Genomic DNA, 14,267 nt, shown 5'->3' on the forward strand with positions numbered 1-14,267 from the left:
TCTCTTAGGAGAGTTGTTCCCGCACTGTGGAGGCAACAATACCAACCTCCTCCCACGCGTGCTCCAACAACTTACGCACAACCGCAAACCTCCCCTGTAACATATGCGTTTGCATCAACGGATAAAACTGATCATGCGTAGCATGAAAACCCATATAGAACACCCAGAAACCCAATCCCAGGTAAGGTATCGCCGCCAGTTCCTCCTCGCTGAGCGCTCGCTCGCTACGGTAAGCCTCTACAAAAAGCGACCATGTTCTTTCCCGCTGTTCCGCTGTAAGACGGCCCATTTGCATATCTAACAGTAATTGCTGGTGGAAAGTCATTAAATCATAAGCCAGCCAACCTGTTCCAAAGAAGTCGAAATCAAAGAAGGTGATATTGTCCTGTGAATCAAAGTGGAAGTTCTTGGGCAGGAAATCAAAGTGGCAATAACCATAGGAAAAACGAGAAGTATCCAGCTGCGACAGGAAAGTCTTCACTTTGTCTGCCGATTGCAACAACCAATCATAAGTGGCAGGATCTTCGCTGAAATAGTCTTTCACTGCCGCCAGCGGTTGAAATAAGGTCGTTTCGAGGTCAAATGTCCACCGGTCCTTACTCAGCTGTATCTGGGAGGAGATATTGTGAAAACGCGCCATTTCCTGCCCGAAATTGCGAAGCTGAACGTCTGACAGGATATTATGGGAACGACCTTCCGCATAGCTGAACAAGACTGCATGGCGGGTACCTTCGGCTCCCGGCAGGGACTGGATATAGTGACCATCTTTATCCGCCAGCGGATAGGATACGGATACTTCTGCAGTATGCAGGGCGGTCAGCAATTCCACCTCGGCCTGTATATTGGCCAGGGTTCGGTGGGATGGCCTGTAAATGCGTAAAATAAACCGCTCATTGGCAGCGCTGACAAGATAAGTATCGCCTACACCGCGCACAATAAACTTGCACTCAAGAGGGCCAAATGTATACTGCTGACTAATATAAGTGGCGAGGGCAGTAGGGCTGAGGGTCGAATAAAGGGTCGGGAAAACAGTTTGCATGGCGCAAATATAAGATTCCTTTATTTTGTTGGATTTGTATAGAATGTTTGTACATGTAAATACATGTTTGTACATTAGTGCCTGGTCTCAACAAACTGATATATGAAATTATACACCACCAGCCTTGTCATTTCCCTTTCCCTGTTCGCCATCCAGGCGCCAGTCTTAGCGCAGAAAACGGACAACAGGAAGCTGTCGCTCGCCATCCGCAACGACCATCGTCTGGACACCATTCAGGCCAGGGCATTGCGCCTGCTTACCGGGTTTAATGCCGGCACTTCTTACGGAGAGGTCTGGATCAGGGATTTCAACACTTTCATTAAAGGTTCCCTGAAAGTCCATGCTCCCGAAAAAGTAAAGGACATGCTCCTGCTGTTCTTTAAAATGCAGGGCAACGGAGGAGACATCGTCGATGGTTTCATCGATATAAAAAAGGCAAGTGTCGGCTACGAATTTCGCTATTTCCCCACAGCCCCCGACTGGGTTGCTCATAAAAACACGGTGGAAACAGACCAGGAATCATCTTTGATCCAGGCCATCAAAAAGTACATAGACGTAACCGGCGATACCTCCATTCTACAGGAAAAGATAGGCGAGAAGACCGTCATCCGTAGAATGGAAGACGCGCTCGCCTACGTTCACAACGAACGCTGGGCAGAAGAATACGGATTAGTGAAAGGCGCCACTACCGTCGACTGGGGCGACGTACAACCGGAAACCGGCTGGGGCGTAGTGATCAACCATAAAACCAAATGGGCGGCTGATATTTACGACAACGCCATGTACCTGATCGCCATTCAGGACTTCCTGGCCATGAAACCAGCATCCTATCACCCTACCGAAGACTGGACAACCATCGCCCAACAGATAAAGGAAAACGTACACAAACATCTCTGGGAACCTGCAAAGCAGAAATACATCCCTCACCTCTACCTGAACGGTAGCCCTTTCCCTGCCTCATTTAACGAGAACGATATGCTGTACACAGGCGGTTCTGCCTGCGCCATCCTGGCCGGACTTCACAAACCAGAAGAAATTGCCGCCATCAACAAACAAATGGTAGACGCAGCCGCCAAAGAGAAATTCGCCACCATCGGCATAACAGTCTATCCACCTTACCCGGCAGAAGAATTCCCGAACATGCATCCGTACATCTACCAGAACGGCGGCGACTGGACCTGGTTTGGTGGAAGAATGATCCAGGCCCTTATCGCCAACGGAATGATAAAGGAAGCATGGGAAGAATTACAGCCCATCGTTGCAAGAACCATTGCCCGCAAAGGCTTCTACGAATGGTATGACGTGCGTACCGGCGAACCTAAAGGCTCCGGTGATTTCAGAGGAGAAGCGGGTGTGTTGTTCGACACCATTGTAATGTTAAGGGAATGGGCTGAAAAGAATAAATAAGCAACAAACAATAAATAGTCAAGAGACAATAGCCAATAGCAATATTCAATGGTCGATGGTCAATATGCAATAGGCAATGGCCAATAACCAATAACCGTTAACCATCAACGGACGGCTTGAATCACAACGGTTTCAGGAGGAGATACCGGGCCTTAGCCCATTTGAGAGCTGATACGATTGATAGGGTTTAATAGCATTCCTAAGCCTCCTACGCTTGATAAAGCTCAATCGTACGTTCGAAAAGGGGGTACAGCCCGGTATCCCTATCTGAAACCGAATCGCGCCTGATACCAAATATCTAATACCAAATCGCGTCAGACATCAAATAAAACGGGGACCATAGCATACCGCTACGGTCCCCGCATCGTATAATAACTCTCAAACTATTTCAACAAATCATCAAACAAAATCGCCGTATAATAAATAGCCCCAGCCTTCGGATTACCATAAGACGTCTGGAAATAATGGTTCGTAATATTCGAACCACCTATCTTAATAGTAGCCCTGATCTTCGGAATCCTGTAATTCACCTGCGCATCAACAGTGCTATACGCCGACACTGTTCCTCTCACAAAACTGGAGCTCCATACAAAGGAATCCTGCCAGCGGTACATCACATTAAAACCTAAGTTCCTGGCAATGCTCTTATTCGCAACACCGATATTGAAACGGTATTTCGGAGTGTTAAATGCATTGTCAAGCTCGCCTTTATTGTTTGTAAGGTCATTGTAAGAGAAGTTACCTGACAGCGTCCAGGTATTGATCAGGTAATCGAGTCCCAACGCACCACCCTGTGCTTTTACTTTCTCAGGATTATTCACGTAGGTAGCAAATATCCTGGCGCTGCTCAGGGTAGGATCCTGTGCCAGTGGCACTGTAGGTTGTATCAGCGCAGTATAGGACAGGAAATCTTTGTACGAGCTGTAGTAGTAATAAGCGTCGATCAGCAGGCGGTTGTTTATCAGGCCCTTGTAGCCAATTTCATAGGCACTTACGCTTTCTGGTTTGAATTTGCCGAAAGTATATTGCTGCAGCTGGGTAGGATCTCCGGTAGCAGCATAGCGTTGTACGCTGGCTTGCGTGTAACCTTTATTGTTGTAGAGGTCATACTTGGTCAGCAGTTCAGGTAATCCACCTATGAGGCGTGTATTGGCGCGGATAGGGAGGTCGATATACTGATCCTGGTTGGTAGGATTGCGGTAAGCTGTCTGGAATGACAGGCGGATATTGTGACGGGGAGCAACGGTAAACACACCGGATATACGAGGTGTAAAGCGGCCGTCAAAATTCTCGTTCTTGTCATAACGGACAGAACCCGTCAGCTTGATCCTGTCGTGTACCAGTTTCTTACCCACCTGCAGATAAGCGCCTACTTCATCGATCTTGATACGTCCGGCGGCATCATCGAAGATGGTACCGTCAGAGTTCAGTGAGTACCTGCGGAAGGCAGCGCCTGCCTGTACTTCCAGCACTTTCAGGTGATCGGTGAAGTCATAGAAACCTTCGTAGTGATACAGGTTTGTTTTATCATTGAACTTGGCCCCGTTCCTGCCGGCGCCGAAGCCGATATAATTGCTGGTGATGGTTTCTTTGGCCTGGTTGAATGCGGCAGTACCAGGTACCAGCCTGTTCCTGTCAGCAATAGACCTGGCAATAGCATGCGCCTGTGCATCTGTTTTTACACCTGGTGCTCCGGGAAAAACACCCATGCGTGCCTGGTTGTAAACAGTCGCATATTCAGCGAACCATCCACCGGTTACGTTACCATCATTGTCTCTGATCACGCTGGGATTATAAGCCTCGTTCAGTATAGTACCAAGTGCGGTGGCATTGTAGGCTTGACCCGAACGTTCCTGCGTGGTATAACCACGTACGAAGAAACGTTTGCCCCTTACTTCGATCTTATACTGTCCCAGGTTGAATTTACGGAGGGAATAACGGTCAGAACCTGTGTATACGGTTGTACCGGTTCCCCAGTTACCCTGGAGGATGGCCTCCGTATTGTCTGTGATCTTGTAGTGAAATGCAGCGCCTGTTTTCACACTGCGTGTGCCGTAGTCCACCAGGTCTCTTTCAGCATAACCTGTACGGGATACAGCTTGTCCGTTGAGTAATCCGCCTGAAGCTCCGAAAGTAGTGGTGATCTCATCACCATAAACGTTGACACCGTCGTAATTTGGATCTGTAGCATGAGAGAAGCCTGGTTTAGTCCGCAGATTCAGCCTGTCAAAATTCGTAGAATCTACTGCCTGCCAGTCGTCGGCCTTCATATACCCGAAGTTGAGTTTAAAGGCGAACTTACCGAAGGCTTTGGCATAACGGGCCGTAATATCCGGGATGAAACCGATATGGTCCTGTTGTTTCTGGCCTACATGGTTAATACCTGCCTGCAGTTTCAGGCTGAGGCCCTGGTAATCGAACGGACTTTTACTGGTCATCAGTAAGGTACCGTTCATACCGCCTGCACCATACAGCGCAGAGGATGCGCCGGGCAGTAATTCCACGCTGGCTACATCCAGTTCGGAGATGCCGACAATGTTACCCACGGAGAAGTTCAGTCCCGGGGCCTGGTTGTCCATACCATCCATCAGCTGGTTAAAGCGGGTGTTACCATTGGTATTGAAACCCCTGGTGGTAATGGTACGGAAGGTAAGGCTCTGTACGCTGGATTCAACACCTTTCAGAGAAGGCAGGGCGTCATAGAAACTAGGGGTAGGAGATTCGCGTATGGCCGTCGCGTTGAGTTTCTCAATAGATACCGGCGATTCCAGTATACTCTGAGATACACGACTGGCGGCAACAACGATCTCTTCTCCCAGGATCTCCGTAGAAGCGAGTTGCACAGTAATGTTGCCCGCACTGTTCACCACCACCGGGGCGGGGCTGTACCCCACGGATGAAAATACCAGTGTGATCGGGAACTGGCGGGTCGTGTTGAATCTGAAATTTCCGCTACCATCCGTGATGGTACCGGCAAGTGAGCCTTTGACGCTGACAGTGACCCCTGGTAGAGGATTGCCTGTCGTTTTGTCTGTTACAGTACCTGTTACTGTCTGTTGTTGCTGTCCATAGACCCTTGTAGACAAGTTTATGAGCAACAAAAGGGCGCACAAACAGGTGAGTTGTAGATAGTTCTTCATACTGTGGCGATTTAGGATGATCTTGGGATTACGTATACATTTTGATGAATGTAAGGAAAATAGTTGAATAGTCGACAGCCCGACATTCTATAGTTAACAACCTATACGTTATTATGTTCTGATACGACAAAATGCCTCTTTGACAGCGTTATTGTTTTAACACTGTGTGTTACTACTGCATGCTGAAAATAATTTTGATTGATTGACAATTAGTTGACTGCCCAGTACTCATTCTCTTTTAAATAGTATTATTCTATTATGTAAATTTACCATGTATGGTTTGAAATTGTTTAAGGGACACCTACACCCATTACCTATGTTACCTATGCCTGGATTTTATAGTAACCCTATACCCGCGGTACCGGAGGTTAAAGCAGTCAATTTATTTTCTGTAAGAAAAATTAGCTGTCTGATATTTCTCCTGCTAATCGGAGCGGCGCTCTTGTTTGCAAACCGAACCCTCGCGCAAAGCTTGCCTCAGGCGCGCCTTTACTTATATATACTCATTGATCGAACAGTAACAGGTACGTTCATCCCCAGGGTCATAACAGCAACCGAAAGCGGGGATGTGAGATTCATTATTTCAAGATAACCTATATACCAATGACACCGGAAAACAGGCTTAAGAGCAGCCGATTTATAGCATTTTTTATTTTGATGGGAGCTATGCTGCTGTTGGAAAGGCGTGCTGTAGCACAGAATTATCCCGCCCAGGCGAAGATTGACTTTTATTGGCTGGTTGATCGTAGTTCCACAGGTGATTATGTCGGTCGTTTTACGACCAAGGATGCTATTCCGGAATGGATCCTTATGGATTCCCTGGGCGTGTTTGGTCAAAATGATGTACACAGGGCAACCATTACACTTTGGGGAGGTGATATGTATAGTGCTTATTACCCTGACAGACCTGACGCTGCGACCTGGGGTGTATACCTCGAGAGTCCTTTTCAGGTGTCTGACGTAGATGCATTATATCCTGTAAGTAGTGATGTTTTGAATGTTATTGACGCCCCATACTCGACGATCATGGACGATGTGCCATATGTGAATGTTACCCAGCCTGCTATCCAGGGTCAGGTTGTAATCTTTATACACTATCGTGCCCGCCGTCTCTATGCTATGCCAACCCCGTTCGCACTATCAAGTTCTGTGGCTAACAAAACGATCTGTGCGAATGAACGCATTGACCTTAGAGCTATAGGTTATAATGTCACGACAGAATCAAACGAATTTGTAACATTTACAACGGAGTGGGAGTATCAGGCAACTGGTGGCGCATGGCAATGGCTAACGTCTTATGAGTTATATGATAAGTGGGGAGTACAATCGCCCCTGGCTTTTCGTCCTGAAGAGTTTATTCCGGAAGTAAGAGTTGCCCAACAAACGCTGAGATTCAGATACAGGCACAAGGCCGTTTATAAAAGTGGAGCCACTTATTATTCCCCTTACTCTCCAATAACAGATCCTATATATGTACAGCCATCCGCGCCAACTGTAGCAGCGGGGGGCATACAAATAACGCCATCTTGTCCTGGTACTCAGCATACTGGCACCATTACCATTGCCGGTAACGCTATTAATGGAGGATTTACGCAAATGAGATGGTTATTGCGAAATGGTACCGCCACCCAGCCTTGCGATCCTTCCGGTTTCAACTGTGGTGATCTGAATCAGGGAAGTAGTGGGGCAGTACCTGTCGCTGGTGGTATTTCCATCTCAGGACTTGCCCCGGGCACCTACTCACTCTGGTTGTTGAATCCTGGAGTAGATGTGGGCAGCTGTTATACGCCTTATGTGGTGACTATTCCTGAACTGAATCCGCTGACAATAACTGAGAACAGTGCCCAGCACATTAACGCATCCTGTTTCAATGCAAGCGATGGCATCATCAGTGTTACTGCTGATGGCGCAGATACCAGTGCAAGCTACTTCTTTACGTTGTTGTCCGGTGGTGCTGAAGTGCGGCCTGAAACAACAGGAACAGGAAAGAGTATGACATGGAACAACCTGCCTGCAGGTATTTATAAAGCACAGGTAAAGAACAGCACTTGCAACATCAACCTTGCATTTACAGGTGATATAGCCATCTCACAACCTGCACCTGTTACAGGAACGCTTGTAGCCACATCTCCCTTATGTGTATCTCCCGGCGATGGTAACATCTCCGTGGCTGGAACAGGAGCAGCCAATTATCAATTCAATCTTTATAGTAATGGTTCCCTGGTACAGCAATCAGGAGTGACTACTTCTAATACGTACACATTCACTGACCTGCCGGGAGGATCCTACAGGGCAGAGATCGTTAACAATGATGCACCGCTTTGCCCTAAATGGGATAGCACAGTTACACTAACTACACTAACGCCGCTTAATATCAAATTCACATCCAAAGATTCAGTGAGCTGCTTCGGCGGCAGTGATGGTATTATCCGCGTAGAAGGAGAGGGCGGTTCTGGATCATATACATATGCCCTGACAGGTAATGGTCTTAATAAAACCAGTACTACAGGTATATTCACAGGTCTTCCTGCGGGTGATTACACCATTACATTAAAGAATCAGGGTACGGTTTGTAACGATGTATCAAGTCTTCCAGTCACCATCTTCCAGCGCACCGCATTAAATGTGCAATTGACCCAAACACCAATTGGCTGTAATGCTCAGACAGGTGCTATAATAAAGGCAACAGTAACTGGTGGCTCTGGTAGCTACAGCTACGACTGGCAGCAACTAAAGAACGGCGTCTGGACATCCGGTTCTTTCTGGTTCGATACAGATATTCAAATAGAGGATCTGTCAGCCGGTACTTACCGTGTGGTTATTACTGATAGAAAAGCGCCCGCTTGTAGCATTATATCTACAGAAAGCATTGTTCAACCGGCATCTGAAGTACAGATCACTAAGGTAACGGTACAAGATGCTGTCTGCCTTGCAGATGGTGCTCACATATCAATCTCCGCTACGGGTGGCGATGGTAATTACCTGTATGAATGGTCGCTGGATGGTGCTACTTATCACCCTTTCACAGCAGCTACAACGCTGACTAATTCAGGTAACTACAAGCTCCGCGTTTCCGATGGACGTGGCTGCACGACAGTATCTTCAACAACCTATGTAGTAGCACTTCCGCCGGCAGCTGTCAGCTTCGCAGTTGTCTTATCTGATTACAACGGATATAATATCTCCTGCAAGGGTAATAATAATGGCTTTGTACAGATCACCGCTACAGGTGGCAACGGTGGCAGTTACAGCGGTTATACCTATGCAATAGACAATGGTGCTTATGGCACGTCTTCACGGATAGAGAATATCACCGCAGGCTCCCACCAGCTACATGTAAAAGATGGTCGTAGCTGTATCAGTACACGACAGATCACTATGACAGAACCCGCTGGTACATTAGGTTTAAAAGTAGCTGAACAGGAACATGCCGGTTGTGGCGCAGATCCTGTCGGGCATATCACCGTAGCTCCTGAAGGAGGAACAAGCCCTTATAAATATGCAATAGATAATGACGCATGGCAGGATAGTCCTCAGTTCACTGGTCTTGCCGCCGGCAATCATACCTTACTGGTGAAAGACGCCGGGGGGTGTACCACGAGCATTACCACAACACTGACATCCGCATATATTCCATTAGCTACCACAGCAGATATCACCAATGTGAAATGTTATGGTGAATCCAATGGTGCGTTGACACTCCATGTAAGTGGGGGAGATGGCAATTATACCTATCAGTGGAATACGCCATCCTTATCCGGCAGTACAGCTGAAAACATTCCAGTGGGAGATTATACCATTAACATTAGTGATGGTAGAGGTTGTAAACAGGAATTTACCTACACCATCGGTCAGCCTGAGAAACTGGAACTGAAATTAACATCCACCAGTATTTGTGAGGGTGCAAGTGATGGCAGCATTGATGCCGCTGTGAGTGGTGGTACTACGCCCTACAAGTATTCACTCGATCAGGGTAGCTGGTTGAATGCCGGTTCATTTAAAGGATTATCCGAAGGTAAATATCATCTGGCAGTACAGGATGCAAATGGTTGCGAAGCAAGTGGAGACGTGACTATCAGCAAGTCGAACGCAAAACCAGAAGTGAACTTCCTCGTAGCATCCCGCAGGAATGCATTTGATACCCTTGTAATAAAAGATATCAGCTTACCAGAGCCAGATAATATCAGCTGGTCATATGACCCCAAAGCAGTGCTCTTAGGCTATGACAATGGCACACCGCTGATTAAATTCACTGATCCGGGTACTTATTGGGTAGAAATGACGGCCACCTTTGGTGCATGTACCTATACCCTGAGAAAGGACCTTGAGATAGCCGCCTATGATCCGCACGCAGGATCAGGTTATAGCGTACCTGTACAGGTAATAGACACCGTGATGCTATCGCCCAATCCAAACAATGGCAATTTCAATTTCAAGATAAAACTAAACCGAAAACAACAGATTGTTGCTTATGTATATGACATGAACGGTATCATAGCCGGCAAAAAACAATACGCACCCACTCTGCAGGTAGATGATTCCTTCTCCATAGGAGGAGCTGTAACAGGCACATTCATCCTTAGGGTAATAACGGAAACCGAAAGCAGGGACGTAAGATTCATTATTTCAAGATAGTAATAACCCAGATGACACAAAATAGTAAGGGCAGGATGCGTCTTGCCCTATTCTTACTTTTGATAGGAACAATGCTGCTATATAGTACCAGGTCTTTCGCGCAGATGGACGGCAAACAGCAGGTTTATATGTATTTGCTGATTGATAGAGACTACCCATATGAGGACTTTGGCAGCCTGATTGTTAAAGATGGCAATCCGGATGTGGTCACGCTTAGTCAGTTGGGATACAATAGTGATTTTGACATTCAAAGCGGATATATTTCTCTTTGGATAGGGGATGTGAGTTACACGTTAAATAATCCATATGGCTATGGTGTTGATGTGCAAAGCCCTGCCATTCCATATGATCCGGAGATGCTATTTCCCCTCGGCAATGATGCGCTAAGTATTATTAGCGATCCCAATTCGAGGATCAAAGAAGAGATCCCATATACCATATGTACAGCCTACCGGGAAAATAATTCCCCGATTGTTTTTCGGGCCAGGTGGGTGTACGCAATGTCTGCACCCCTGACACTGCAAAGTGCTTCTTTCGGAACGAGGATCTGCGCAAATCAGGGTGTATCTCTCAGACCTGCAGGAGAGAATGTAGTGACGGGATCAAATGATTTTGTAGCATGGTCGACTGAATATGAATATCAGTTAACAGATGGTATATGGAGACCATTGAATTCAGGAGGAAGTGCCTATGGCACTGGCTTTCTTCCTTACCAGGTTATTCCCGAATTGAGGAATGGTATACAAACGGTAAAGTTCAGGTACCGGATGAAGGCGGTCTATCCAAGTCATACTTATTATTCGCCTTACTCTGTTACAACACCTTCGATCGAAATACTGCCTGCTGCACCGACAATAGCTGCCGGTGGTATTCATACCACGCCTTCCTGTGCCGGTAATCAGAACAATGGTACTGTCACCATTCCAGGGAGCGCCATCAATGGCGGATTCCCAACAATAAGGTGGCTGCTGAGAAGTGGTACACAAAACGAAGCCTGTGATCCTGCTATAGGGAATTGCGGTGCATTGGACAAGTGGAGTGACGGAGCGGTGCCTGCGGCTAATGATATCTCCATCACAGGACTGGCTCCCGGTAACTATACGCTCTGGATGATAAATCCTGCCGCGGATGCCGGTAGTTGTTTCACGCCTTATCCGGTGGTCATCCCCGAGTTGCCACCCCTGACAATAACCGAAAACACAGCCCAGCATGTTAATGTATCCTGCTTCAACGCCAACGATGGTTCCATCAGTGTCACGGCAGCAGGTGCCGATGAAACAGCTTCATATGCCTTTACTTTATTGTCTGGAGGTATTGCCGTACAGCCCGAAACAACAGTAAGCGGTAAGACTTTCACATGGAATAACCTCATTGCAGGTACTTATAAAGTACAGGTGAAGAACAGCAGCTGTAGTACTGTACCGGCTTTCACCGGAGATATTGTTATCTCACAACCCGGCCATTTGACAGGTGCCCTGGTAGCCACATCTCCATTATGTGCATCTCCGGGTGATGGTACAATTTCCATGCTTGCAAATGGAACTGCTTCTGCCTATCAATTCAATCTTTATAACAACGGCACACTGGTAAAACAAGCCACCGTGTCTGCTAATACTTATACTTTCACAGATTTAGCCGGCGGTACTTACCGCGCGGAGATCATCAACAATGATGCGCCGCTTTGCCCGGCATGGGATAGTACCGTTACATTGAGTACGCTGGTGCCGCTGACCGTTAAGTTTGTATCCAAAGATTCTGTCAGCTGCTTCGGAGGTAATGACGGTCGTCTGGAAGTAACAGCAGAAGGAGGTTCTGGTTCGTATACCTATACCCTGACAGGTAATGGCCTTAATAAAACCAGTACCACAGGCATCTTCACTGATCTTCCGGCTGGCGATTATACCATCACTCTGAAGAATCAGGGTACGGCTTGTAATGATGAGTCGACTTTGACCGCCACTATCTTCCAGCGTACAGCCCTGAATATGCAATTGACCCAAACACCGATTGGTTGTGATGCTCAGACGGGCGCTATAATAAAGGCAATAGTAACCGGTGGCTCCGGCAGCTACAGCTACGACTGGCAACAATTGAAAAACGGTGTATGGACATCCGGTACATTCTGGTTCGATACAGACACTCAAATAGATGATCTGTCAGCTGGTACTTACCGGGTTATCATTACTGATAGAAAATCTCCTGCTTGTAACGTTATATCCGCAGAAACTACTGTTCAGGCGGTATCTGAGATGCAGATCACGAATGTAAAAGTACAAGACGCTGTTTGCCTGGCTGATGGGGCTCATATCTCAATAACTACTACGGGTGGTGATGGTGCATACCTGTATGAATGGTCACTGGATGGCAGTACTTATCACGCTTTCACGGCAACTACAGCATTGACTACGGCAGGTAACTACAAGTTCCGCGTTTTTGATGGCCGTGGCTGTATGTTAGCTGCGCCTGCTACTTATGCAGTGACGCTTCCGTCACAACCACTTAGCTTCTCTACTGTTCTCTCTGATTACAACGGGTACAATGTTTCCTGCAAAGGCAATGGTAATGGTTATGTACAGATAACAGCTACCGGTGGTAATGGTGGTAGTTATACTGGCTATACCTACGCAATTGACAATGGTGCATATGGCACGTCCTCACGGATAGAAAACATCACTGCAGGCACCCACCAGCTACATGTGAAAGATGGCCGTGGCTGTATCAGCACACAACCAGTCACTATGACTGAACCGGCCAGTGTCCTGGGACTGCGGGTAACCGAAAAAGAACATCCTGGATGTGGTGCAGATCCTATTGGCCATATTACTGTAGCTCCTGAGGGAGGAACAAGCCCTTATAAGTATGCGATAAATAATGGTACATGGCAGGATAGTCCAGTGTTCACCGGACTTTCCGCAGGTGACTATATCTTTCGTATACGTGATGCAGGTGCCTGTATTGATGATACTACAGTAACATTAACAGCTACCTATGCTCCAATATCCACAACTGCAGATGTCACTGACGTAAAATGTTATGGCGAATCCAATGGCGCTGTCAAGCTTCACGTAAGTGGGGGAGATGGTAATTACTCCTATCAGTGGAATACACCATCCTTCTCTGGCGGCGCGGCTGAAAACATGCCAGCCGGCGACTATACCATCAACATTGCCGATGACAAAGGTTGTAAGCAGACTGTTACCTATACAGTTGATCAACCTGAAAAGCTCGAACTGGCATTAACATCCACCAGTATTTGTGAAGGTGCAAGTGATGGCAGCATTGATGCGACTGTAAGCGGTGGAACCACACCTTACAAGTATTCACTTGATCAGAGTAGCTGGTTGAACGCCGGTTCATTTAAGGGACTGTCCGAAGGTAAATATCATCTGGCAGTACAGGATACCCATGGCTGTGAAGCGAGTGGAGAGGTGACTATCAGCAAGACCAACATCAAACCTGAAGTGAACTTCCTGGTAGCATCCCGCAGGAATGCGTTTGATACGCTTGTGATGAAAGATATCAGCTTGCCAGAGCCAGATAATATCAGCTGGTCATACGATCCTAAAGCAGTACTCTTAGGATATGACAACGGCACGCCGCTCATTAAATTCACCGACCCGGGCAGCTATTGGGTAGAAATGACCGCCACCTTTGGCGCTTGCACCTATACGGTGAGAAAGGACCTGGAGATAGCCGCTTATGATCCTCAGGCAGGACCAGGCTACAGTGTACCTGTACAGGTAATAGACACGGTGATGATGTCGCCCAATCCAAATAATGGCAATTTCAATTTCAAGATAAAGCTAAACCGGAAACAGCAGATCGTTGCTTATGTATACGATATGAACGGCATTATAGCCGGTAAGAAGCAGTATGCACCAACGCTGCAGGTGGATGACTCTTTCTCCGTCGGAGGATCTGTAACAGGCACATTCATCCTCAGGGTAATAACAGAAACCGAAAGCAGGGATGTGAGATTTATTATTTCAAGGTAGAAAGATCAACATAGCATAAAAAAGACAAAGTCTGCCACCTTGCAGACTTTG

At 47.0% G+C, this 14,267-nt stretch carries 5 protein-coding genes; 3 read left to right on the forward strand and 2 right to left on the reverse strand.

The genetic code is table 11. The features are described from left to right. Window positions 1–4: 4 nt before the first annotated feature. On the reverse strand, window positions 5–1,039 hold the full coding sequence (locus BLR32_RS26460; protein ID WP_176842439.1) for a phosphotransferase enzyme family protein: 1,035 nt from the start codon (window positions 1,037–1,039) through the stop codon (window positions 5–7). A 102-nt stretch (window positions 1,040–1,141) separates the two neighbouring features. On the opposite strand from BLR32_RS26460, the gene BLR32_RS26465 reads away from it, so the two are divergent. Next, window positions 1,142–2,446, forward strand: coding sequence for a GH36-type glycosyl hydrolase domain-containing protein (locus tag BLR32_RS26465; RefSeq protein WP_089836322.1), 1,305 nt, complete (start codon window positions 1,142–1,144; stop codon window positions 2,444–2,446). A 383-nt stretch (window positions 2,447–2,829) separates the two neighbouring features. Here BLR32_RS26465 and BLR32_RS26470 read toward each other — a convergent pair whose 3' ends face one another. Beyond that, complete coding sequence (locus BLR32_RS26470; RefSeq protein WP_089836324.1) at window positions 2,830–5,586, reverse strand: TonB-dependent receptor; 2,757 nt, start codon at window positions 5,584–5,586, stop codon at window positions 2,830–2,832. A 666-nt stretch (window positions 5,587–6,252) separates the two neighbouring features. On the opposite strand from BLR32_RS26470, the gene BLR32_RS26480 reads away from it, so the two are divergent. Beyond that, window positions 6,253–10,221, forward strand: a complete 3,969-nt coding sequence (locus BLR32_RS26480) for a SprB repeat-containing protein (protein WP_176842440.1) — start codon at window positions 6,253–6,255, stop codon at window positions 10,219–10,221. Between the two features lie 128 nt (window positions 10,222–10,349). Beyond that, entirely contained in the window at window positions 10,350–14,216 is a 3,867-nt protein-coding gene (locus tag BLR32_RS26485) for a SprB repeat-containing protein (RefSeq protein WP_176842441.1), read from the forward strand. Window positions 14,217–14,267 lie beyond the last annotated feature (51 nt).

This window comes from Chitinophaga filiformis (assembly GCF_900102545.1).
GTDB classification, from domain to species: Bacteria; Bacteroidota; Bacteroidia; order Chitinophagales; family Chitinophagaceae; genus Chitinophaga; species Chitinophaga filiformis.